We start from the raw sequence: 25207 nt of genomic DNA on the forward strand, positions 1-25207 counted from the left end.
TCTTACCATGATTAATTAAAATGGAAAAATTATCTTTATTTCAAATCTTCAAGGGCGGTGTCATCAGCAAAGAACGGCATATCTGAAAGCGACATGCCGTTCTTTGCCATCCCTTTTTAGAGTGGATTATTCAAGGCCCATACGGAAACGCTTTTCCCATGAACGGGGAAGGTCGCAAAACCATCATCTTCAATGGTAATGTGGTCATCTTTATGACATGTTAAATCAATCCAGATTTCACCAGCACGATGTTCACCGACGAACATCCTTTTTTCACTGTTGTGATCTCCATTGGAGATAATGACGGCACACCCCGAGCCTTCTAGTTCTTCAACTCCGTGCCGGACCCATCCTATCGTATTTGGATCATCAAAGTAGTCGGTCTGTTCTCCGTAAGCTTTTTCATACCTGGCATATAGTAGGCGATCCAGGATATCCTTTTTCCCAGGCACGGGAGAGGGTCCGCCGATTCCATAATAGTCCCCGTAAAAGACACACGGATAACCGCAAAGTCTAAGCAGGGTAAGTGCATATGCCGATGGTTTGAACCAGTCCTTTACCCAAGATTCCAGTGATTCATGAGGCTGGGAGTCATGGTTGTCAACAAAAGTGACGGCCTGTGCCGGATTGGTTTGGACGAGGGTATCATCAAAGATGGTTGAGAGGTCGAAGTCTGCTCCTGCTTTTGAGGCCTCATGAAATTTATAATGCAGGGAAACATCGAACAAGTTGAGGTCATGATTGGTTTGCTCTAAGTAAGTTTGACAAGCTTTAACATCCGCCTTCCAAAATTCGCCGACCATGAAGAAATGTTCCTTTGTATATGGAATGAGTTCTTGGAGAAATTCATTGATGAATTCATAATCGATATGCTTAACGGCGTCCAAACGAAAACCATCACACTTTAACGTATCAACCATCCATTTTCCCCAGCTAATCATTTCCTGACGAACTTCCGGCAGGCTGTAATCGATGTTGGCAAACATTAAATAATCATAGTTTCCGAATTCATCGATGACATGCGGATTCCAGTGCTTATTTTCGCCTGTGATTCGAAATACACCCATTTTGTCGTTTTCGGCATCATAGTCTGTACCATTAAAATGAGTATGGTTCCACTTAAAGTCAGAGTATTTATTTTTACGGCCCGGAAAATCGAATTTTGTCCAGCCTTCCATTTCAAATGGTTCTGAGATATCTTCCATCCGGTTGTCTGGATTGACTTCAATCACTTCAAATTTTTCGGTTCCATCAGCTCCTGCTTTATGGTTCATGACTAAATCAATATAAACGCAAAGTCCGTAGTTATGGCAAGTGGCTATTGCTTGCAGCAATTCATCTTTGGTCCCGTATTTGGTACGAACTGTTCCTTTTTGGTCAAATTCCCCCAAATCGTAACCGTCATATATTCCATATCCATTATCCCCAACGGATTGCCCTTTGGTAACTGGCGGAAGCCAAACGCAGTCAATTCCTATATCCTTTAACTTGGAGGCTGCGTATTTCAATCTGTCCCAATGAGAACCATCTGCCTCAAGATGCCACTCAAAAAATTGCATCATCGTATGATTTCTTTTCATCCGTTTCCCCCCTGACACCGACCCGATTTTAAAAAAAGTGAAACTAATGCAATCGGATAAAGTAATAATGGAATTCTTTACCCACTAAAATCAAATGATAAACAAGTGAATAACCCTCTTGATTGAGGTTCATTTACCTCTCTATTTTACTATTTTATACCAAATAAGGGTATTTTATATTGATTAGCAGTTAAAAATTAATCAAATGTGGAGGAATAACCCGAAAAAGGCTATACGCCAATTCAAAAAAGGCATCCCGAATTTTGGGATACCTCAATTTTTCGTAAGTCTACTATCCTTTTTTACCTCTTCGTTTAAAGAAGTGGGCGAAAGCCATTGCACCGATTAATAAGAGTAGGAGCACGGAAGATAGAATGATCGTATCTTTGGAGGAGCTGCTGTTGTTGCCTGCCCCCTTTTGGCTCATGTTCCCGTCTATACCAGGAGGTGCATCATTCTCTCCGCCGCCCATACTGCTTTCTGTCTCGGCCTCCACAACCAGGTCTCCAGAAAGCTGCGCCAAGATCGATTCAGCACGTTGGACAGCGAAGTCAACCAGGGTTTCCTCGCTTGCCGTTGCTTCTGTATACTCGTCCATTGTATAAAACTTGGTTGGATCCTTTTTCACATATGGTGTGATCAATGTAGAAATTTCAGTGGTCATTGCTGTCATATTTTCTTCAGCGAAAAAATCTGTGGCAATCCGTATCTTCTGCTTAATTGGTATTTTGAAAAGGCTGTTTTTCTAGTATCGATGATGGATAACAATTGTTTGATGATATCCGGAAGAAATTCGTCGAACTTTATTTCCAGGATGACACAATCTGGGTCTAAAGCATCAACCATGATTAATTCGGGATTCAGGAAGTCCGTATCCCGATAGCTCGTTTTCACATTACTGTCAAAGGTGACAAGCACATTTCCATATTCATAGATGAATACCTCCCTTTCATAGTCAACGACGGTTGTCGGCTTGATTTGGAAAAGGGTCATTTGAACATATAAGTCCCTAAGGATATCCCTTGAATCCCCGGACATCCAATGTATGTCCCCTGAACTAATCCCTGTGATAAAATCCCTCTGTTTTTTGCCGCAGGATTTTATTGTCAAAGTTATCGAAATAGACACTTCGAATTAAATATTTCCCATCCAGCCCATGCGGATCAAGCCTCATGAAGTTTTGCAGGTTTTTTCTTAATAAATGACAATCTGCTTTGGTGATTGCATGTTTGAGTTCCCGCCTTCCCTTTAAACCATTCATTGTTGTTCCTCCTTTTCCTTGATTTTTGACTGCATTCAGCTTATAAACAGAATCTTAATAAAACCTTAACAACATTTTTATGTTCAATAGATTAATAGAGAGTAGGCCCCAGTTTTAACCTTTTCTTAATTTTATTGGAATTTACTAGAAGAAAAATGAGTGAATTTACTCATTGAGAATAATTATCATTATCATTAGAATAGGTTACACAATAATGATAATTATTCTCAATTAATTCAGTACATGGAGGTTCACTATGATAACGAACACGCTTACGAAAAATGACCAACTACTGGAACAACAAAATACAAGGGAATCAAATGCCCGATCTTATCCTAGAAGATTACCCATGGCGATCGATCAGGCGGAGGGAATTTACCTGACAGACATGGATGGAAAACGATATATTGATTTTCTTGCCGGGGCTGGAACATTAGCACTCGGACACAATCATCCGGCAGTGCTTGAAGCGATGGAAAAAGTTATTAAGGATAAACGTCCTTTACATACATTGGACTTTACGACGCCGATCAAAGAACAATTCGTCGATGAAATTTTTGAATGCCTGCCAGAGGAATTCAGAAAAAATGCAAAAATTCAATTCTGCGGCCCTACTGGCGGAGATGCCATCGAGGCAGCACTTAAACTGGTTAAGACAGCGACAGGCAACAGAAGCATTTTATCTTTCCAGGGAGCTTACCATGGGGCAACGCATGCAACGATGTCAATCAGCGGCAATACAAAACCAAAGGAAAAAATCCAAGGGTTAATGCCAGATGTGCAATTCCTGCCGTATCCCTATCAATATCGCTGTCCCTTCGGAGTAGGGGGAGAAGAAAGCCATAAAATCAGCAGCCAGTATATCGAAAATCTATTGAATGATCCCGAATCAGGATTATTGGCACCTGCAGGGATGATTTTGGAGGCAGTACAAGGCGAGGGAGGTTCCATACCAGCTCCAATTCCATGGCTTAAGGAAATCAGAAGAATAACGAAGGAGAAGGGCATCCCGCTTATTATCGACGAAGTTCAATCAGGTATCGGCCGTACAGGGAAGATGTTTGCGTTTGAACATGCAGGAATCGTCCCGGACGTACTTGTCCTATCCAAAGCAATAGGCGGAAGTCTTCCATTATCGGTGGTGATTTATAACAAAGAGCTGGACCTATGGTCACCAGGTGCACATATCGGTACGTTCCGCGGAAATCAAATGGCGATGGCAGCAGGAACTGCTACTTTAAAATTCATGAAAGAGACGAATCTTGTGGAGCATGCCGCTAAAATGGGAGAACTCTTAAAGGATATTCTTAAAGATTTGCAAAAAGATATTAAGCAGATCGGCGATGTCAGGGGCCGGGGATTAATGGTCGGAGTAGAAATGATCAATCATGAAGAACCGCAAAATGCGAATGGAAGCCATCCTGCTGATTCGCAACTTGCCAGTGCCATTCAACAGGAATGTTTTCAAAGAGGGTTGATTCTGGAAGTTGGCGGCAGACATGGAAGTGTAGTGAGGTTCTTGCCTCCATTGATCGTAACGGAATCCCAGCTTCGCGAGGCCACTGCAATTTTTGAACAAGCTGTTCGTGCAGCTGTTGCAAGAGGGTGAATGATCAATGATCGAAACGATAAATAAAACGGACTTTGCTTATTCCCGGATGTTCCTGAATAACGAAGAAGGCTTCAATAACTACAGCCAGTCATTGAAAATCATTGAAAAAAAGCTGACCAACTTTTTAAAAGGGAATCATTCACCATACTCTGGGAAAAAACCGTATGAAATCGAAGCAAGATTAAGCGGGCTGCCCCCCGCTTCCCTAAAAGGGGAGACACTGGAAGCAGTGGCGGATGAGCTGGCAGAGTTTGTTATTAATGACAGCATCAATGTACACAGCCCTGCTTGTATCGGACATTTGCATTGCCCGACATTAATACCAGCCGTTGCTGCCGAAATGGTTATCGGTACGTTGAATCAATCCATGGATTCATGGGACCAAAGCTCGTCGGCAACCTTCGTTGAAGAGCGTTTAATAAATTGGCTTTGCAGCCAGGTAGGGTTACCGGAACAAGCGGATGGGATTTTTACAAGCGGTGGAACCCAATCTAATTATATGGGCCTGCTATTGGCTAGGGACGCATATTGTAAGAAATTCTGGGGTGTTGACGTTCAACAGCATGGCTTGCCGGTCGAGGCGAGTAAATTGCGGATCTTATGCTCAGAGGCTGCCCACTTTACGGTTCGGAAGTCAGCGGCACAGCTGGGGCTTGGAGAACAGGCTGTAATCACGATCAAAACGGATGCAAATCACCGTTTGTCCATAGACGAATTAAATCATCAATTGCTGCTTTTGGAGAAACAGGGATTACTGCCATTTGCCATCGTTGCAACTTGTGGAACAACGGATTTTGGTTCAATCGATCCATTACATGAATTGTCCGAAGCTGCAAGGAAGAATGGGATATGGCTGCATGTGGACGCCGCATATGGAGGCGCGATGATTTTAAGTAAGGATTACAAAGACTTAATCAGCGGTATTGAACGGGCCGACTCGATTACGGTTGATTTTCACAAATTATTCTATCAACCCATCAGCTGTGGTGCTTTTCTTGTCTCTGACAGCAACTCATTCCAATATATCCAGCATCACGCAGATTACTTGAATCCACAGGAAGATGAAGCGGAGGGCATGGTTCACTTAGTCAATAAATCGGTTCAAACGACGAGAAGGTTCGACGCACTGAAGCTCTGGATGTCATTGAAGGTCGTTGGACTGGATACCTTTGCCGAAATGATCGATTATACTTGTCACCTTGCACGTGAGGTGGCTGTGAAAATCGATAAAGAGGAAGGATTCACAGTATTGAATAAAGCCCCTGAATTGAATGCGGTTGTATTCCGTTATAATCCCGAAGGAGAAAGCGATCAGTTAGTCAATCTATTAAATAAACAGATTCAGCAGGAATTACTGAAAAGCGGACGGGCATTTTTAGCAAAAACACGTTTTGAAGGACAGGTATATTTAAAAATGACACTATTGAACCCAATGACAAGGCTTGAACACATAGAGGACATTTTAGACGAAATTCGAGTATTAGGTGAAATGTTCAAGATGATGGAGGAATGAAGATGAATGGTAAGCAAATAGCTGAAAGGGCGACGATGCAAAGCTTTCTGAATTGCTATTTCCGGGAAACCGGAAATTGCAGGTTAGAAGAAACGAAAAACTGGCCGAATTTGGAGGGGCCCATTCCGGATTCATTAATGGTCAGTAAGCTCACATCCCAAGACATTGCATTGCTTGTTCCGCTTAAATATTGGTCGGAAACGGGGCGTCATATTTTCCACTTCCCGGTTTACTATCAAACGGGATCCAAACAAGTACATGAATTAGATTACGTGACAATGGTCTCGATTGTTTCTAAAGAATTATTGAATGAGCAGGGCCGGACGGATAGTGAAGATGAATTGATGCTGCGTGTCATCCTAAGCAGCCAAAATATTCAACGGTATGTCGAAGCCAGGACCGAAGACGCTGATGCCCTTCAAAGTCCCGATTTCACCTATATCGAAGCAGAACAGTCGCTTTTATTCGGGCACCTGTTCCATCCGACACCGAAAAGCAAGCAAGGCATTTCGGAAAAAGATGAATGGATCTATTCACCCGAATTAAAAGGCCAGTTTCAGCTGCACTACTTCCTGGCAGATCCTTCGATTGTCATCCAGGATTCCAGTGAAGACCGATCGGCAAGTGAGATCATCAAACAGGAATTAGCCGGTGACTTGGAGATATCCAGTGAATTCCGTCGAACGTATTGCCAAGAGGAAAGCCGATATACCATCATCCCGGCACACCCGCTCCAGGCAAAAGCCCTTATCGAAAAAGAAGAGGTCAAGAAGCTAATCGAGCAAGGGACACTAGTTTATGCAGGGCCGCTCGGGAAAAAATTCACGGCCACTTCTTCATTTAGAACGGTATATAGTCCCACATCAAGATATATGTACAAATTTTCCGTTCCGGTTAAAATCACGAATTCCTTACGTGCTAATCTGCAAAAAGAATTAGATCGCGGTGTCGAAATTGCAAAATTAATGGATTCTAAAGTGGGAGACGATCTAAAAGAACGGCACCCCTCCTTTCGTATCATCAAGGATCCTTCTTACTTAACGATCAAAACGACCGAGCAAGAATCGGGATTCGATGTTGATATCCGGGAAAATCCTTTTTATGAAAACGATAAACAAGCAAGCCTGATTGCCGGCTTATGTCAGGATAATGCTTATGGTGCACCATCAAGGCTTGGAGCGATCATCCGCAAATTATCAGCTGAAGAAGACCGCAGTACCGAAGAAGTAAGTGAGGATTGGTTCAAAACCTATCTGTCCATGACATTGAAACCGATGCTTTGGCTATTTGAAGAGTATGGAATCGTTTTGGAAGCCCATCAACAAAATTCCATCATTCAACTTCAAGATGGGTATCCAGCCGCTTTTTATTATCGTGATAATCAAGGGTATTACTATTGTGAGTCCAAAGTGGACAGGCTGCAGAAGATCATGCCGGAACTAAGTAAAAAAAGCTTCACGATTTGTTCTGATGAAGTCGCTGAAGAAAGACTGCAATACTATTTCTTTTTTAATCACTTACTAGGCTTAATCAATAATTTTGGAACAGAAGGATTAGTATCAGAGAACAAACTGTTACAGCTCGTTCAGGAACAACTGGAAACATGCAGCACGGAAAGCGGAGATGAAGGGGTGAATCGAGTTGTTTCAAAATTGCTTCATGCCCGGGAATTATCTTGTAAGGCTAATTTACTGACACGATTCCATGATATGGATGAGCTTGTCGGTTCACTTGAGACACAATCCGTTTATACAACGATTGATAATCCGTTCGCGCAGGGGGTTATGGCCGTCCATGAAAAATAGTTATGAAGAAATGCTTAAGGACTGTAATAAGCAGCTTTCATTTATCAAAGTTGAATTTGAGAGGGATTTGGATACACTGCATGAATGGATGCATGAAGATCATGTGATACCCTACTGGAATTTGAATTTCACAAAAGAAAAATTCGCTGTTCATTTAAAAAAGGCATTGGCTGATACACACCAAACACTCTATTTAGGCTGTCTGGACTCCATTCCCATGAGCTATTGGGAATCGTATTGGGTAAAAGGCGATATCATCGAAGATTATTATGAATCCGAAGAGGGAGATCAAGGCATTCACTTACTCATTGGTGATCCGGATTACCTAGGAAAAGGACTGGCTTTGCCGTTTTTACGGGCAATGGTGAAATTCCAACTACTGACTTCAACCACAAACAAAGTGATGGCTGAACCGGATATCAGGAATGCAAAGATGATTCATTTATTTGAAAAATGCGGGTTTACCCCAATTAAAGAGATAGAACTCCCTGACAAAACAGCATTGCTTATGTCATGCACACGGGGGAATTTCGAGAGGAAGTGGAACTATGGAGAAGCAACAATCTATCTATGACCTGGTAGGGATAGGGATTGGTCCATTTAACCTTGGACTTGCGGCCCTTTTGGAGAAAACCCCGGAGTTGAATGCCGTCTTTTTTGAGAAAAAGGGGGAATTTAATTGGCATGAAGGGATGCAGCTGGAAGGGACAACGCTGCAAGTGCCGTTCTTTGCCGATCTGGTTAGCATGGCAGATGTGACAAGCCCATATAGCTACCTGAATTATTTACAGCAGCATGATCGGCTTTATCATTTCTACTTCCTTGAAAAATTCTTGATTCCACGAAAAGAATATAACGACTATTGCCGCTGGGCTGCCCATCAACTTGATAGCTGCCGTTTTGGCAAAGCGGTGGAGGCGGTTGAATATATAGGAGATCAAGGTGAACCCTGCTATCAAATCAGTGTAAGGGATGTACAAACACAAAAGATCGAAGTCTATTTTAGCCGCCATGTAGTCATGGGAATTGGCAGTTCCCCGACTGTTCCATCGGCCTTTCAGCCCTATATGGGAGAGAGCATCCTGCATTCGGCCGATTATTTACGGAATAAAGAAAACGTCTTAAAGAAAAAATCCGTAACGGTTGTCGGATCTGGACAGAGTGCAGCCGAGGTCTTTCTGGATTTGCTTAATGAGCAGGAGGAATATGGCTACCAGCTAAACTGGTATACAAGATCCAAGGGATTTTTCCCTATGGAATATTCAAAACTCGGGTTGGAATACTTCACTCCAGATTACCTTGATTTCTTTTATCGGCTGCCGCAGGAAAAGAAGGACGAAATCCTGCCGAAACAGGATTTATTGTATAAAGGGATTAGCGCTACGACCATTGCAGCAATTTTTGACAAGATGTATGAGAAATCGATTGGAAATGCCGAACTTGCCATTGAACTTCGGGCCATGACGGAAGTTGCGGCAGTTACACCCGCCGAAAATGGCTGGCAATTGAAATGCCGACAGTGGGTTGAAGATAGCGAATTTGATGTGGACACAGAGGCGATTGTTTTTGGGACGGGATATAAATCAACCCTTCCGGCATTCCTTGAAACGATGGAAGACCATTTAGTCCGAGATGACTTGGGGCGTCTTGCAATAACGAAAGACTATAAGGTAGGGACGGCCATCTCTACACCGAATCACCTATTTATTCAAAATGGCGAGATACATACACATGGTGTGGGTGCTCCGGATCTAGGCCTGGGGGCATTCCGAAACTCGATTATCATCAATCAATTGGCAGGTAAAGAAGTTTATCCATCGAAGCCAAAGGGTGCATTTCAGTCATTCCGTGTAAAAACACCTGTCATGGCTTACTAAGAAAAGGGAAGGGAGAATTATATGCAGTTCATAAATGAAGTGGAACAGGCAGTTTCAGAAAAAAATTGGTCGATAGTAAACCAAAACCTGCTGGCCAAGATGATTTCTGAGTATATGTATGAAGATATGATCCATCCAGCTGTCCTGAACGAAAACGCAGCAGGAAATCTATATGAGTTAAAGATAAATGAGGGGAAATCTTATCGATTTTTAGCGTCGCCCCGTCTTTTTGACAGCTATGAAGTACAGGCCGAGTCGATCCAGGTATGTGAAACGGAAGGTTTTACACAGGCTAAAGATGCTATTCAATTCATTTTGGACATCCAGCCATTAATTGGGATGACTGCAGAAACAACAGGACATTTAATCAAAGAATTCCATCATACACTGCTTGCGGATCTCCAATTGCTATCCAAACCTGAACAAGATGCGGATGATTTAGTCGAACTGGATTATGCATTACTTGAAGGCGAAATGAGCGGTCACCCTTGGATTGCTTATAACAAGGGAAGAATCGGTTTCGGTTATGATGATTATTTGAAGTTCGCCCCAGAAAACCAGAAGGAAGTTCAGTTATCCTGGATTGCCGTCCATAAAACCAGGGGTGAGTTCAATTCAGTCGAAACGTTATCCTATAAGCAATTGATGGAGAATGAACTGGATGGGGAAACCCAAAAATCATTTGCAAAGACATTGATAGAAAAAGGGCTGAACGCAGAAAACTATTACTACCTCCCAGTTCATGAATGGCAGTGGAAGAATGTAATCATCCAGAACTTTACCGATGACTTGGCTAAAGGGCTGATCGTAGCTTTGGGAAATGGTCCTGATAAATATTTGCCGCAACAATCAATCCGGACATTTGTTAATGTATCGAATAAGGATAAACACCACGTCAAGCTGCCGATGAGCATTTTAAATACGCTAGTATACCGTGGATTGCCAGCTGAACGCACGGTCATTGCCCCAAAAATCACAACGTATATAAAGAATATTTATGAAAATGATTCATTCTTGAAAGAACGATGCAAAGTAGTGCTTCCTGGTGAAGTGGCCAGTTTAAATGTTGATCACCCGTATTATTCCAAGCTAGAGAATGTACCGTATCAATATTTGGAGATGCTGGGGGGGATTTGGAGAGAAAGCATTTACAGTTATATGGAAGAAGGAGAAAAGCCCATTACGCTTGCGTCCCTTTTACATGCCGACAGCAAAGGTAAACCATATGTGGAAAGTCTTATTGAAAAATCGGGATTGACTGCAGAAGACTGGACAGCTCAATTATTTGACGTCATCCTATCACCATTACTGCATTTCATCTATCAATATGGATTGGTCTTCTCGCCGCATGGTCAAAATACCATTTTAGTTTTGAAGGATTACAAACCTCACCGTTTGGCCATCAAGGATTTTGTAGATGATGTAAACGTAAGTGATCAGCCGCTTCCTGAATTAAGCAGCCTTCCTGATGATTTAAGGAAAGTACTAAGAAGTGAGACTCCGGAGGGGCTGGTCCAATTCATTTTCACGGGACTATTCATCTGTCATTTCCGATACTTGTCAACACTTCTGATGAAGAGGTCCCTTTTGGATGAGAATGCTTTTTGGGAAGGCGTCGCTCGAACAATCCTTACACATCAGAAAAAATTCCCTATGTTACGGGATCGTTTCGATACGTTCAATTTCTTTGCGCCAAAATTAACAAAGCTCTGCCTGAATAGAAATCGGATGCTTCAATATGGGTATAGCGATGGTGAAGACCGTCCGCATGCATCTGAGTTTGGGCATGTGAATAATGCCCTTTATGAAAAGTTACCTGCAAAAACGCTATAAAGTTAAACTGGCTCAGACTTTTGAGCCAGTTTTCTTATGGTTTTACAATTTGACCGTTGATTTCCGCTTCAGGCACTCGCTTTCCGCGGGCGGTCAGCCCTCGGCTTGCTCCTTATGGGGTCTCCCCTAGACACGCTTTTCCCGCAGGAGTCTCGTACCTTCCACTCCAATCAACTTTGTTATTAAATTTAGATAGAAACCATATCTAAGGAGTTAAAGATGTTAATATGTGATCCGACCACCTTTCCACAGTATTTTTATGGTTTTTACAATTTGACCGTTGATTTCCGCTCCAATCAACTTAGTTTTAACGGTAAGGTAGAACTGATGTTGTCTACAGTCTTTTATGATTTAAATAGATTAAATCTGAGGTAATGTGGGTGTTAAACCTATAAAAGGGAAAATCAAAGAGACGAAATGTACGCATAAAAAACGGATTGTGTTATCCTCTTTGGGTCAAATTCACTAAAAATTATCTTTGAGATAGGGCTTGCCGTTCATTTAAATTGGTGATAAGCTATGTGTAAACGGTTACACAAAAGCGTAGAGGGTGATATTTTGGCAACTATTCGGGATGTGGCAAAGGAAGCTGGAGTTTCTGTGGCAACGGTTTCCAGAGTTATGAATGGCAGTGGTTATGCACATGAGGACACAAAAAAGGTGGTCATGGCAGCTGTTGAAAAATTGAATTATAAACCGAATGAAGTGGCAAGATCCCTCTACAATCGTAAATCCAAATTGGTTGGTTTGATTTTGCCGGACATTACGAATCCCTTCTTCCCAGAAATGGCAAGAGGTGTCGAGGATTATCTGCAGCAGTTTGGTTATCGGTTGATTTTTGGAAATAGTGATGAAAAGCGAGATAAAGAAATAGAATATATTGACACTTTCCTGCAAAACAATGTAGTGGGCATGATTGCTTCAACTAGTGAAGAAGCCAATGAGAATTTCGATAATCTGGATATTCCAGTTGTCCTTCTCGACCGTACAGCAGAGAAATTACCAGCTGTTTATTCCGATCAAAGGACAGGCGGTAAGCTGGCAGCACGCGTATTGCTGGATAGAGGCAGTACGAATATCGTCCTCATTAGGGGGCCAGTGGAAATAAAGCCTGTATATGAACGGTATATGGCAGCATTGGAAGAATTGAAACAAGCAAAAGTGAACGTGCAAGTCATGGATTCATCCCTGACTCTTCAGGGCGGCCAAACATGCGTCAAGCAGCTTTTCGAGCAATATCCGGAAACGGATGGAATCATTGCTTGTAATGATATTGTTGCAGCCGCAGCACTTCAAGAGATTTTAAAACGGGGAATACGGATACCGGAAGACATACAATTGATCGGCTATGATGATATCTCCTTCACAGCGTTATTGCACCCACCGTTATCGACCATTCGGCAGCCAGCCTATGAGATGGGGGCACATGCGGCGGAAATGCTAATTAAAAGGATCAATCAAGAAAAAATGGAAGTAACACATAAAAAGCTCCCTGTTTCTTTTGTGGAGAGACAAACAACGAGAAGGAAGGCGGAGAAGACATGATTAGAATTGCAGTAGTGGGAAGCTCGTCAATGGACTTAGTGGTGACATCAGCTAAACGGCCAATGGCGGGGGAAACGGTTTTAGGAGAGTCCTTTATCACGGTTCCTGGAGGAAAGGGAGCCAATCAGGCTGTTGCAGCGGCACGTCTTGGTGCAGAAGTGTCAATGGTTGGATGTGTGGGAGATGATGTCTATGGAGAGATCATCTTAGAAAATCTGAAAAAGAATCATGTAAACACGCAGTATGTGGAACCGGTTACAGGTTCTGCTTCCGGGACAGCACACATTACCCTTTCGGAAGGTGATAACAGCATTATAGTCGTAAAAGGTGCAAATGATTTCATTACTCCTGAATATGTAGAAAAGGCGAAAAAGGTGATAGAGGAATCGGATATCGTGATGGTTCAGCAGGAAATACCTGAGGAAACTGTGGAGTATCTGGCTGACTTGTGCAACATGCTTCAAAAGAGATTACTATTGAATCCAGCTCCCGCCCGCAAGCTAAGCGAGGCTGTCATTCAACAGGCATCATTCCTTACTCCGAATGAACATGAATTCGAGATACTATTCGATGGGAGAGATAGAACGGAAGTCTTGACTGAGTATCCAAATAAATTATTCATTACCGAAGGAAAAAATGGCGTCCGTTACTTTGATGGACATGAAGAAAAGATTGTTCCAAGCTTTGAAGTGGAAGCGGTGGATACAACAGGTGCAGGGGATACATTCAATGCTGCCTTTGCGGTGGCTGTTGCAGAAGGAAAAAGTTTTGGCGAAAGTTTGTTGTTCGCGAACCGGGCAGCTTCCATTTCCGTAACGAAATTAGGCGCTCAAGGCGGCATGCCGCAAAGGGTAGAGGTCGAGAGGGGCTTTGAAGCATGAAACGTCAAGGAATCATCAATAGTTCAATAGCCAAGGTCCTGGTTGACCTTGGTCATACCGATTATATTGTCGTAGGTGATGCCGGGCTGCCGGTGCCGCCCGGAGTTTGCAAGATAGATTTGGCATTGAGGCCTGGGACGCCATCATTTCAAGATGTCGTCCGGGCGGTTCACGAAGATATGGTTGTTGAAAAAGTTATCGCTGCCACAGAAGTGAAGGTTAAAAACCCGGAACAGCATCAATACATGGAGCACCAATTCGGAGCAGCGATTGAATATGTTTCCCATGAGGATTTTAAAAGGCTGACAAGTAACGCGAAAGCCATTATCCGGACCGGGGAGACGACGCCATATTCAAATTGCATATTGCAGTCTGGAGTATTCTTTTAAAGAAATGAGATGATGAGCATGCAAATCGAAATGCACAATATTTATAAAGCATTTGGTCAAAACAAGGTATTGGAAGGTGTTCATTTTTCTTTAGAGGCTGGGGAAGTGCATGCACTAATGGGGGAAAATGGAGCGGGGAAATCAACCTTGATGAACATTTTGACCGGGCTGCATAAACAAGATCAAGGAACGATCGAGATTAACGGTAAAGAAACCTCCTTCAAGGATTCAAAGGAAGCCGAAGAGGCGGGAATGGCCTTTATCCGTCAGGAATTGAATATTTGGCCCGAAATGACCGTGCTGGAGAATCTATTTATCGGCAGGGAAATGGTGAATGGCTTCGGTGTCCTGAAGACGAAACAAATGAAAGCGCGTGCAAAGGAGATTTTTAAAACACTTAATATTTCCCTTCCTTTTGATAAGGAAGCCGGATCCTGTTCTGTCGGTGAACAGCAAATGATTGAAATTGCCAAGGCGCTCATGACGGATGCCGAAGTCATCATCATGGACGAGCCAACGGCCGCTTTGACTGATAGGGAAATAGAGAAGCTCTTTGAAGTGATGAGGGGGCTTACCAAAAAGGGTGTATCGCTTGTTTATATTTCTCACCGAATGGAAGAAATATTCGCCATTTGTGACAGGATCACCGTAATGCGTGACGGAAAGACAGTCGATACGAAAAGAATTGCAGAAACAAATTTCGATGAAGTCGTTCAAAAAATGGTCGGGCGGGAGCTGGAGGACCGTTTTCCTCATCGTGAAGCGAATCCTGGCGACATAGTCCTTGATGTGAAAGGTTTAACCAGAAAGGGGATTTTTGAAGATATCCATTTCGCGGTTCGGCAAGGTGAGATTGTCGGTGTAGCCGGATTAATGGGAGCAGGCAGAACGGAAATAATGCGCGCCCTTTTTGGTGTCGACCAAATAGACAGCGGTGAAATCACCATTGAAGGCAAGAAAGTTTCCATACGAAAACCAACGGATGCAGTTCGACAAGGCCTGGCTTTCATTACGGAAAATCGTAAAGAAGAGGGATTGATCCTCGACTTTTCTGTAAGGGAAAATATCGGCTTGCCGAATCTCAAGAGTTTTGCTCCTAGCGGTATCGTGAAAACGGAAGATGAGATGAACTTTGCCGAAATGATGATTAAGCGCCTTCACGTGAAGACATCTTCTGTTGAAACGATCATCGGCAACCTATCCGGAGGAAATCAACAGAAGGTGGTAATCGCCAAATGGATCGGCACTTCCCCTAAAGTTTTAATTATGGATGAACCGACCCGGGGCATAGATGTTGGTGCAAAACGTGAAATTTACGAATTGATGAATGAATTGACGGAACGAGGCATCGCCATCATCATGGTTTCCTCGGAACTTCCGGAAATCATTGGAATGAGCGATAGAATCCTTGTGGTTCACGAAGGTGGGATTGCTGGGGAATTGTTAAAGCAGGAAGCGACGCAAGAAAAAATTATGGCATTGGCGACAGGAGGGAACTAGGATGAAACTTGAGGCTACAGGGAAAAGCGGGATTTGGCAAAAATTTGGTCCGTTACTCGCCCTGGTACTTTTATTTATCGTAATAACCGTTTTAAATCCATCATTCATGGAACCGAATAATATTTTGAATTTATTGCGTCAAACCTCCATCAATGCACTTATTGCATTTGGAATGACCTTTATCATATTGACAGGCGGCATTGACTTATCCGTCGGTTCCATTTTAGCTCTATCCAGCGCACTCATGGCTGGTATGATGGTCTCGGGATTAGATCCGATCTTGGCCATATTGGTGGGCATTCTACTAGGTGCAATAATGGGTGTAATCAATGGGATTCTCGTTTCAAAGGGTAAGATGGCCCCTTTCATCGTGACACTGGCCACCATGACGATTTTCCGGGGATTAACGCTTGTGTACACGGATGGAAAGCCGATTACTGGAATTGGCGATTCCGTTATGTTTCAGATGCTTGGGAGAGGTTACTTCCTGGGAGTGCCGGTACCGGCCGTTGTGATGATCATCGCTTTCATGATCCTATGGTTCCTGCTTCATAAAACATCCTTTGGCCGTAAAACATATGCCATCGGCGGAAATGAAAGGGCTTCCCGGATTTCGGGGATTAAAGTTGACCGGGTCAAGGTGGCCATATATGGTCTGGCTGGTACGATGGCGGCAATCGCCGGTGCCATTTTAACATCGCGTCTGAATTCGGCACAGCCGACGGCAGGACAATCCTATGAAATGGATGCCATCGCAGCCGTGGTGCTGGGCGGAACGAGCCTTTCAGGCGGTAAAGGGCGGTTGTTCGGTACGCTGGTGGGTGTCCTGATCATCGGTACCTTGAATAACGGCATGAACTTACTTGGTGTATCCTCCTTCTACCAGCAAGTGGTAAAAGGTGCAGTTATATTAATCGCGGTCTTACTTGACCGTAAAAAATCATAAGAAGAGGTGTAATCAATGAAAAAAATAGTAACGATCATCATGGTTCTTTCTTTAATGGTCTTGGCTGCCTGTTCAATGGATTCTGGTCTAACAGATGATAAAAAGGAAAAGAAAGACTCGATGAAAGACGTGAAAGTCGGGGTCAGCATCTCTACTTTAAACAACCCATTCTTCGTTTCCTTAAAAGATGGTATTGAAAAAGAGGCAAAAGAAAAGGGCATGAAAGTCACAGTTGTTGACGCCCAGGATGATACGGCAAAGCAAATCAGCGGAATTGAAGATTTAACCCTTCAAAAGGTTGATGTCCTTCTTGTGAATCCAACTGACTCTGCGGCAATATCTTCAGCCGTTAAAGATGCAAATGATGCGGGCATTCCCGTCATCACGATTGACCGCTCTTCAGACGAAGGCGACATTGAAACGTTCATCGCTTCCGATAATGTGGCTGGCGGGGAAATGGCTGCAGAATATCTAGTTAAAGAGCTTGGCGAAAAAGCGAAAGTAGTGGAACTTGAAGGGGTATCCGGAGCATCTGCAACTCGTGAACGCGGGAAAGGTTTCCATAATATTGCGGACAAGCAGTTAGAGGTCCTGACAAGTCAAACGGCGGAATTCGACCGGACAAAAGGGCTTAACGTAATGGAAAATATCCTGCAAGGCAATAAAGACATCCAAGCGGTATTCGCCCATAATGATGAAATGGCACTAGGAGCCATTGAAGCAATCAAGGCGGCAGGCAAAGACATCATCGTCGTTGGCTTTGACGGAAATGATGATGCATTGAAAGCAGTTGAAAACGGTGAACTAAAAGCTACAATCGCCCAACAACCGGCACTTATCGGTGAAGAAGCGGTTAATGCGGCTGAAAAGATCTTAAAAGGCGACAAAGTGGATGACACAATATCCGTTCCATTGAAATTGGTCACCAAAGAGTGATTGTCTCCCAAACAAAAAGAGTGCCGGAAATCTTCCGGCACTCTTTTTGTAGTGTTTTGATCTCATTGATGTGATTTTAGTGTGGATATTCAGCTTGAAATGATATCAATAAGAGGGAGATAGAAAAGTGAGTTCATTTTTTTAGGCGGCCCCGTGTCGGAACCGCCCATTACATCTATTGATTGCTAGAGTACACCTTGAGTCAGCATCGCATCCGCCACTTTAAGAAATCCGGCAATATTGGCCCCGACAACTAAATTGCCAGGCGCACCATATGCTTCGGCGGCCTCTATGCTATTTTTATAGATATTTTTCATGATCTCATGCAGCTTGGCATCGACTTCTTCGAAAGTCCAAGGCATCCTGGCACTGTTTTGGGCCATTTCGAGTGCAGACACGGCTACGCCGCCTGCATTGGCTGCCTTTGCTGGTCCAAAAAGGATGCCGTTATTAAGGAATACATCAATGGCCTCAAGGGTTGAAGGCATATTAGCGCCCTCACCGACTGCCTTCACATTATTTTTGACCAGTAATTTTGCTGCTTCTTCATCGATTTCATTTTGTGTGGCACAAGGCAGTGCGATGTCGCATGGTACAGACCAGATGCCGTAGCTTCCTTCATGGTATACAGCCTCCGGGTGCGCATCGACATACTCGCTTAAACGTTTTCGTTCCACTTCTTTTAGACGTCTAACTGTATCAAGATTCAGTCCATTTTCATCATATATGTAGCCATTGGAGTCGCTGCATGCAACAACTTTAGCGCCTAGCTGTGTAGCTTTTTCAATGGCATAAATGGATACATTGCCCGACCCTGAGATAACGACAGTGCTGCCATGGAATTGTAACCCTTTGTCTTTTAGCATTTCTTCGACAAAGTAAACCGTTCCATATCCAGTCGCCTCTGTACGGGCCAAGCTTCCGCCGTAACTTATGCCTTTACCGGTTAAAACACCGGCATGGTAGCTGCCTTGCATCTTTTTATACTGACCGAACAAGTAACCGATCTCCCTTGCACCGACTCCGATATCACCAGCCGGTACGTCTGTATCAGGGCCGATATAACGAGATAGTTCCGACATGAAGCTTTGGCAAAAACGCATGATTTCCGCATCCGATTTTCCTTTTGGATCGAAGTCCGACCCGCCTTTACCCCCACCGATCGGCTGGCCAGTAAGCGAGTTTTTAAAGATTTGCTCGAAACCAAGAAATTTTATGATGCTGGAATTGACAGTGGGGTGGAAACGGAGTCCGCCTTTGAATGGTCCGATTGCACTGTTGAATTGCACACGAAAACCACGGTTGACTTGAACATTACCCAGGTCATCAACCCAAGAGACACGGAAGGTGATCATTCTTTCGGGTTCTACCAGCCTCTCCAATATCCCGCTTTTCATATATTCTGGATGTTTTGCAAAAACCGGGACCAATGAAAGGAATATCTCCTTTACTGCTTGATGGAATTCACTTTCGTGAGGATTACGTTCCTTTACCTGTGCGTATACTTGACTTACGAACTCTCTGGCAACCTGCAATTCCTCATGTTCGACTTCCTGTGAAGTGGTCATTGTTTTCTCTCCTTTAGTTAAAGTCATAAAATATTAAATAGGGTAAGTCTATCGGTTTTTATATGATACTTTCATGATATAATTTAAAAATGAAACGAACAATCTGAATATTAGATAAATAACATGCTGTTTTGATATGAAAGAGGGAGCTTAGATTGGAATTAAGGCAAATTGAATATTTCATTGAAGTGGCAAAGCGTGAACATATGACGGAAGCAGCAGTGGATTTGCATGTTGCCCAGTCTGCTGTCAGTCGCCAAATATACAATTTAGAAGAAGAGCTGGGTGTGCCCTTATTTATCAGGGAAGGCCGAAAGATTAGATTGACGCCTATAGGCCATACATTTTTATCTCATATGGAACAAGCTATGGATATAATCAATCGTGCCAAGCGTGAGATGGCCGAAAGTCTGGATCCGGAAAAAGGGACAATCCGCATTGGCTTTCCCAGCAGTTTGGCTTCTTATGTATTGCCAAGGGTCATTTCCGACTTCAGGGAAAGTTACCCCCAGGCGAAATTCACATTGAAACAAGGTTCCTATCGCTACCTGATAGATTCTGTGATTAAAGGAAACATTAACATGGCCTTGATTGGCCCCCTGCCGGTGAATGAAAAGAAAATCAAAGGGGAAACGCTGTTTATTGAGAACTTAGTTGCCCTTCTGCCAGAAAGCCATCCTTTGGCCCTGAAGAAATCACTATCCTTGAATGAGCTTCAAGGAAATCCGTTCATCTTATCTCCAAAGGGTTATGTTTTAAGGGATCTCGTTATGAAAGCTTGCAAATTGCATGGTTTTGAACCGGAGGTGGCATTTGAAGGGAAAGATACTGATGCCATAAAAGGCCTGGTGGCGGCAGGTCTGGGTATAACTTTGATACCTGAGATTTCCTTGATTGATAGCTTGCCGCGTTTTACGGTTAAACTGCCGCTGGAGAATCCATCTGTAACCAGGGCTGTAGGGGTCATCGTTCCGACTGATAGGGAACTGATGCCAACGGAGAAATTGTTTTACCAATACTTGAAGGACACTTTTGCCAAATTGGAAGGATTTCAAAAATAGGATGATAGCTATTAGAAAAGGCATAAATACAATGAGAGAATCCTTAATCGGGTTCTTTTTTTTGTCGCAAATGTACCTAAGTATTCCATGTAGGCATCCTTAAAAGGGGATAACTTATTTTGAAATAATGAGTTATTGATTTTTATTGAACAGTAATGTGTTAAACCTTTATTTTTGAAAGCGCTTTTATTTTTTTAGAATAAAAATATCACTTACATTATCAGAAAATTCATGTTATTATACGAACAGACATTAACAGACATTCAGGTAGTGGTACGATATACTTAATAGGCTTTTTAAATGAAGACCTTTATTTTTTTTTCGATTTTACTAAATTGAATATTCTGATAATTAACAAGGAGTGGAGATAAAGTGAGCAGGAAAGAATACATCAGCGATCGAATGTACAAGGCATCAACAGGGATAGCCAACGCTGTTTTGGTTACATTAGGGATCGGGTTATTGTTTGAATCCATAGGGGGATATTTAGGTTGGGAGGTCTTTCTGGCAATAGGCGGGGCCGCGAAGGTCTTACTGGCACCAGCTTTAGGAGCAGGAATCGCCTATCAGCTAGGAGGAAATTCATTAATTATCTTTAGCGCCATGGCTTCAAGTGCTGTTGGAGGTGCTGCCATTCACAAAACGGCTGAGGGTGCCTTCACGATTGTTACGGGCCAGCCGCTAAGTGCTATCTTGGCAGCGGTGATTGCAACATATATAGGTAAGCGCATAATCGGCAAAACGAAGTTGGACATCATGGCCATCCCAATGGGTGCCGTTCTTGTCGGTGGAGTTTCGGGATATGGCCTGGCTCTTGTCACCACTCCGCTCCTAACATGGATAAGCAGTCAAACTACCGCTGCGGTCGAGGGTTCCCCATTAATCGGTTCCATGGTCATAGCCTTGGTATGGAGCATTTTATTGATGACACCGGCGTCTTCCGCCGCATTGGCGATCGCCCTGCAATTAGATCCCGTTTCCAGTGCTGCGGCCCTAATCGGATGTACGGTTCAGTTTGTCGGGTTCACTGTCATGTCTTATAAAGATAATGATATGGGCGGGTTCCTGGCACAGATGGTCGTTACGCCAAAAGTTCAATTTCCTAACCTGATCAAAAAACCATTATATGTAGTTCCGCCTTTTGTGGCGGCAATCATCTGTGCGCCTATCGCTACCTTGGCATTCGATTTTCAAGTGCCGTATGAGCTTGGAGGCATGGGGTTAAGTTCAATGATTGCCCCGATTGCGATCATAACCGGTCAGGGGCTATACACGTTCTTGGTTTATGTGGCAGTGGGGATGGTATTGCCAGCTGTGATCACGCTTGCCTTACATCGCGTATTGAAGATGATGGGTAAAGTTAAGCCAGGCGATCTTCATTTGGAAGTTTCATAATCAAAGTTTTCTTGGAAACCAGCCAGGTTAAGGAACCGGGCTGGTTTTTATTTATAAGGGGATTAGGGTAAAATGGGGAGGAAAGCATTTGCAAAGATAGGATGATATAGATGGGAAAAGAAATCGATATAAAAGTGAAAGCTAAGTTCGTGAGTAAAATCAGCAAGGGTTTTCCCTTGATTGTTAGAGAGTCGATAGCCAATCTTAATGACCTTCAGGAAGAGGGATCCTTGGTGCGCTTGGTGGATGAGAACAACCGCTTTCTGGCAAAAGGATATTATGGCATACAGAATAAGGGCTATGGCTGGATATTGACCCGGAGAGAGAATGAAAAGATTGATCAATCCTTCTTTAACGGAAAAATCCAGGCTGCATATGAATTCCGAAAGTCTTTTTTTGAAGATGGGGAGACTACAGCTTTCCGCTTGTTTAATGGGGAAGGTGATGGAATTGGCGGTTTAATCATTGATCATTATGATGGTCACTATGTCATTAGCTGGTATAGCAAAGGAATATATTTCTTTAAGGACTACATCCTTAAGGCTTTGCAGGAAACGGTCGAGGTCAAATCGATTTATCAGAAGAAACGCTTTGATACAAAGGGGCAGTACGTGGAAGAAGACGATTTTGTCATGGGCGAACAGCCGGAATTTCCGCTTCTTGTAAAGGAAAATGGAGTCCATTTTGCTGTTTATCTGAATGATGGGGCAATGGTCGGTGTCTTCCTTGATCAACGCGATGTCAGAAGGAAAATCCGCGATGAATACGCAAAAGGGAAAACGGTGTTGAATATGTTCTCCTATACGGGGGCATTCTCCGTGTTTGCCGCTTTAGGCGGTGCTGTTAAAACAACGAGTGTCGACCTGGCGAATAGAAGTTTACCAAAGACGACCGAGCAGTTCAGTGTGAATGGCATTGATCCTGAAGGTCACAATATCGTGGTGATGGATGTTTTCAAGTATTTTAAATATGCGGTGAAGAAAGCCTTGAAATTTGAAATGGTCATCCTTGATCCGCCTAGCTTTGCCAAATCGAAGAAGTTTACTTTCAGTGCCGGAAAAGACTATACGAATCTACTGAAGGATACTATTTCCATTACGGAAGACAATGGGGTCATTATCGCCTCAACTAATTGCAGTACGTTCGACATGAAAAAATTCAAGAACTTCATTGATGTTGCTTTCAAGGAAATGAATGGAAAGTATGAAATCATGGAACAATTCTCATTGCCGGCTGATTTTAAAACAATTCCTGATTATAAGGAAGGGAATTATTTAAAAGTAGTCTTCATTAAGAAAATTAAAGGATAAGAAAAGGCGTCCACAGTTCAAGCAGAACTGTGAATGCCTTTTTTATAATGAAAATGTTTCATGTGGAACGATTGGACATTAGATTCACTGGATAGGCCGTTCACTTTTCAAACCTTTCGATACATGAAAGGAAGGTTTCCTGAGAATGCTGTTAGCCATGCAAAACTGGGCTGCATAGTAGGTAAGCATGATCAGTGGACCTGAAAAGGCAACATCATCGATAAACTTGTTCCAAGATAAAATGGAGTCTGAGATCATGAAGAGGACCCCGCCGATGATTGCGGCGGCATTTCCGGTCATAAATGCCGCCCAGCCCATAAGGGAGATGACCGTTACATAGCAGATCACAGGGATGATGAGGTTATGTTCCCCTTTTTCGATTAATGAATGTACAATTTCACGGCTAATCCAAGTGGAGTAAATGCTAATCGGAAGAATCGTCGCAAATCGGAGCCATGAAAAGTTCCATCGTCCAAAGAATGCCGAAATATAGAAAAGGTGGCCGGTCAAGAAGGCGGAAAGCCCGATGACGAACCAAATCAACAAACCATCTCCAAGCATGCAAAAGAATAAACCAAGAAGGATTAAGGATTGGTAACGACCCCGTCTTCCCACAGTAGTGCGGGCGTAGAGCAGTATCAATAACATGGGGAGTACCTTGAACAGTATTTTGATGATCAAAGGCTCTTCCGGTATAAGAAAAATATAGGATAGTCCCGTGATAAGGATTGCCCCAGGTAAGCATTTCATTAACATTCCATTCCCTCCTTCAATCTTTAATTCTATGCAAGGGGATGGAACCCCTTGTCAATGAAAGAACTGTTTGAAAGAAAGTCGTGAAAATGAAAAAACTGACCCCTGTTTAACCAGGAGCCAGTCAGTCATAAGAATCATACGGCTGAGTTTTCTTTAACGAAAGCTTGTTTTAACCAGTTTTTCCCCTCAACAAGCCTTGTGACAAGCATGGCACAAACCGTGTTTCCTGTTGAGTTAAGCAATGTAGCGGGAGCATCGATGATCGTGGATATAACGGCAATGATAGGCAGGACTTCCACAGGGAAGCCGAATACGCTAAGAATCAACATTTCCCCAATCATGCCGCCCCCAGGAATGGCACCCATAACAGCTCCAACCAAAAAGGCAACAGCAAGTATACTTAAAATGCTTGAAATGCTTGTCATATCCTTTCCAAATAAGCTGAATAGGAAAACGATTTTCAATACACCGCCGAAAACCGAACCATCTTTATGAGTGTTGGCTCCGAGTGGGATGACAGTCTCCGCTATATCCTTAGGCACGCCCATTTTCTTGACTGATTCCAGGTTGACTGGAATGGACGCGGCACTTGAACAAGTCGCGATGGCTGTAATGGAAGGTGTAAGGGCATTTTTCCAAAATAGTTTAACGCCATCTTTCCCGCCTGCGATAAAGGCATACAAAGTGAAGAAGCCGAAATAATAAATCAAGGCCAAGACTAGATAGAGAATGAAAGTACGAGCATATCCTTCTAAAATCTGCGGCCCAAGCTGCCCGATAATCGCCGCAAAATAAGCACCAAGTCCAATTGGCGCATAGTACATGACGATTTTGACGACCTTCATCATGACAGCTGTACCTGCTGTCAAAAACTCAGTAATCGGTCTTGCTTTCTCACCGACCAGTGCAGTGGAAAGTCCGATTAATACGGAGAAAACGATAAGCTGAAGCATATTGCTTCTGGAGAACAGTTCTGGAAAGTCGGAAACGGTTACAGTGCTGACCAGTTGACTGAAGAAGGAAACTTCTTCGATGGTCTCTTCAGGGGAACTGTTTTCCATAAGTTCTTTAATGGCTGTCGTATCTGTACCCTCCAACGGATTGACGATGGTTGTCCCAATAAATCCAATGACGGCAGCTAAAGCAGCCGTTGTCAGGAAAACGAGAACGATACTTCCCATAATTTTTCCGAGACGCTTCATTCCGCTCATATTGGCAATCGCTGAAGCAATGCTGAAAAATACCAATGGCACGATGATCGTGAACATCAGATTTAAGAATAAGTCCCCTAGCGGCTGTATGATCGAGGTTTTCTCCCCGAAAACCACGCCCGCTATCCCACCGATAATGATGGCAGTGAGCAGTATTAAAGAGGATCGATAGTTTTTGATAAAGCTCTTCATTTAAATTCAGTCCTTTCAGGATGAAGATATCAATAA

General features: G+C 43.2%; 20 protein-coding genes and 1 pseudogene. 15 read left to right on the forward strand and 6 right to left on the reverse strand.

Annotated elements, in window-relative coordinates; genetic code table 11:
* Positions 1–116 precede the first annotated feature (116 nt).
* The 3 genes and pseudogenes from AC1DIV_RS01950 to AC1DIV_RS01960 form a co-directional block, all read right to left on the reverse strand.
* Positions 117–1580 (reverse strand): alpha-amylase, encoded by a 1464-nt coding sequence (locus AC1DIV_RS01950; RefSeq protein ID WP_318291581.1) that lies wholly within the window; start codon positions 1578–1580, stop codon positions 117–119.
* Positions 1581–1872: 292 nt separating this feature from the next.
* Positions 1873–2253, reverse strand: coding sequence for a hypothetical protein (locus AC1DIV_RS01955; RefSeq protein ID WP_323596442.1), 381 nt, complete (start codon positions 2251–2253; stop codon positions 1873–1875).
* Positions 2250–2841 (reverse strand): annotated as a pseudogene (locus AC1DIV_RS01960) (VTC domain-containing protein). Before AC1DIV_RS01960 ends, AC1DIV_RS01955 begins: the two are co-directional and overlap by 4 nt.
* Positions 2842–3097: 256 nt before the next feature.
* Between AC1DIV_RS01960 and AC1DIV_RS01965 the strand changes: the two are divergent.
* From AC1DIV_RS01965 to rbsB, 12 genes are all read left to right on the forward strand, one after another.
* The gene (locus tag AC1DIV_RS01965; protein ID WP_048685631.1) at positions 3098–4450 is read left to right on the forward strand and encodes an aspartate aminotransferase family protein; all 1353 of its coding nucleotides are present in this window, start codon (positions 3098–3100) and stop codon (positions 4448–4450) included.
* 7 nt (positions 4451–4457) lie between these two features.
* Positions 4458–5966 carry a pyridoxal phosphate-dependent decarboxylase family protein gene (locus AC1DIV_RS01970; RefSeq protein WP_340878234.1) on the forward strand — a complete coding sequence of 503 codons (1509 nt, stop codon included), beginning with the start codon at positions 4458–4460 and terminating at the stop codon, positions 5964–5966.
* Positions 5967–5968: 2 nt separating this feature from the next.
* A complete protein-coding gene (locus AC1DIV_RS01975) occupies positions 5969–7771 on the forward strand; it encodes an IucA/IucC family protein (RefSeq protein WP_340878232.1) in 1803 nt (600 codons plus the stop codon).
* Entirely contained in the window at positions 7761–8345 is a 585-nt protein-coding gene (locus AC1DIV_RS01980; protein ID WP_340878231.1) for a GNAT family N-acetyltransferase, read from the forward strand. Before AC1DIV_RS01975 ends, AC1DIV_RS01980 begins: the two co-directional genes overlap by 11 nt.
* Positions 8320–9648, forward strand: a complete 1329-nt coding sequence (locus AC1DIV_RS01985; protein WP_477575689.1) for a lysine N(6)-hydroxylase/L-ornithine N(5)-oxygenase family protein — start codon at positions 8320–8322, stop codon at positions 9646–9648. Before AC1DIV_RS01980 ends, AC1DIV_RS01985 begins: the two co-directional genes overlap by 26 nt.
* Positions 9649–9669: 21 nt before the next feature.
* The gene (locus tag AC1DIV_RS01990) at positions 9670–11481 is read left to right on the forward strand and encodes an IucA/IucC family protein (RefSeq protein WP_340878227.1); all 1812 of its coding nucleotides are present in this window, start codon (positions 9670–9672) and stop codon (positions 11479–11481) included.
* 558 nt (positions 11482–12039) lie between these two features.
* On the forward strand, positions 12040–13026 hold the full coding sequence (locus tag AC1DIV_RS01995; RefSeq protein WP_048685640.1) for a LacI family DNA-binding transcriptional regulator: 987 nt from the start codon (positions 12040–12042) through the stop codon (positions 13024–13026).
* Positions 13023–13907, forward strand: a complete 885-nt coding sequence (gene rbsK / locus AC1DIV_RS02000; RefSeq protein WP_063595563.1) for a ribokinase — start codon at positions 13023–13025, stop codon at positions 13905–13907. The genes AC1DIV_RS01995 and rbsK overlap by 4 nt, the downstream gene beginning before the upstream one ends.
* The gene (gene rbsD / locus AC1DIV_RS02005) at positions 13904–14296 is read left to right on the forward strand and encodes a D-ribose pyranase (RefSeq protein ID WP_340878226.1); all 393 of its coding nucleotides are present in this window, start codon (positions 13904–13906) and stop codon (positions 14294–14296) included. Before rbsK ends, rbsD begins: the two co-directional genes overlap by 4 nt.
* Positions 14297–14314: 18 nt before the next feature.
* Complete coding sequence (locus AC1DIV_RS02010; RefSeq protein WP_340878225.1) at positions 14315–15796, forward strand: sugar ABC transporter ATP-binding protein; 1482 nt, start codon at positions 14315–14317, stop codon at positions 15794–15796.
* A 1-nt stretch (position 15797) separates the two neighbouring features.
* The gene (locus tag AC1DIV_RS02015) at positions 15798–16742 is read left to right on the forward strand and encodes an ABC transporter permease (RefSeq protein WP_034316083.1); all 945 of its coding nucleotides are present in this window, start codon (positions 15798–15800) and stop codon (positions 16740–16742) included.
* 15 nt (positions 16743–16757) lie between these two features.
* A complete protein-coding gene (gene rbsB, locus AC1DIV_RS02020; protein ID WP_340878224.1) occupies positions 16758–17678 on the forward strand; it encodes a ribose ABC transporter substrate-binding protein RbsB in 921 nt (306 codons plus the stop codon).
* A gap of 185 nt (positions 17679–17863) precedes the next feature.
* Here rbsB and gdhA read toward each other — a convergent pair whose 3' ends face one another.
* A complete protein-coding gene (gene gdhA / locus AC1DIV_RS02025; protein ID WP_053536971.1) occupies positions 17864–19246 on the reverse strand; it encodes an NADP-specific glutamate dehydrogenase in 1383 nt (460 codons plus the stop codon).
* 155 nt (positions 19247–19401) lie between these two features.
* Here gdhA and gltC point away from each other — a divergent pair, with 155 nt between their 5' ends.
* The 3 genes from gltC to AC1DIV_RS02040 all read left to right on the forward strand — a co-directional run bounded on the left by gltC (position 19402) and on the right by AC1DIV_RS02040 (position 23012).
* Positions 19402–20307 (forward strand): glutamate biosynthesis transcriptional regulator GltC, encoded by a 906-nt coding sequence (gltC, locus tag AC1DIV_RS02030; RefSeq protein ID WP_048685649.1) that lies wholly within the window; start codon positions 19402–19404, stop codon positions 20305–20307.
* A 402-nt stretch (positions 20308–20709) separates the two neighbouring features.
* Positions 20710–21702: a PTS sugar transporter subunit IIC gene (locus AC1DIV_RS02035; RefSeq protein ID WP_340878618.1), complete on the forward strand. Its 993-nt coding sequence runs from the start codon at positions 20710–20712 to the stop codon at positions 21700–21702.
* 110 nt (positions 21703–21812) lie between these two features.
* Entirely contained in the window at positions 21813–23012 is a 1200-nt protein-coding gene (locus tag AC1DIV_RS02040; RefSeq protein WP_477575691.1) for a class I SAM-dependent rRNA methyltransferase, read from the forward strand.
* An 84-nt stretch (positions 23013–23096) separates the two neighbouring features.
* Here the strand turns inward: AC1DIV_RS02040 and AC1DIV_RS02045 are convergent, their stop codons facing one another.
* Entirely contained in the window at positions 23097–23768 is a 672-nt protein-coding gene (locus AC1DIV_RS02045; RefSeq protein WP_340878221.1) for a lysoplasmalogenase, read from the reverse strand.
* Positions 23769–23902: 134 nt separating this feature from the next.
* The gene (locus AC1DIV_RS02050) at positions 23903–25171 is read right to left on the reverse strand and encodes a dicarboxylate/amino acid:cation symporter (protein ID WP_289351426.1); all 1269 of its coding nucleotides are present in this window, start codon (positions 25169–25171) and stop codon (positions 23903–23905) included.
* Between the last annotated feature and the right edge of the window lie 36 nt (positions 25172–25207).

It is taken from the genome of Peribacillus sp. 05N428, assembly GCF_056397085.1.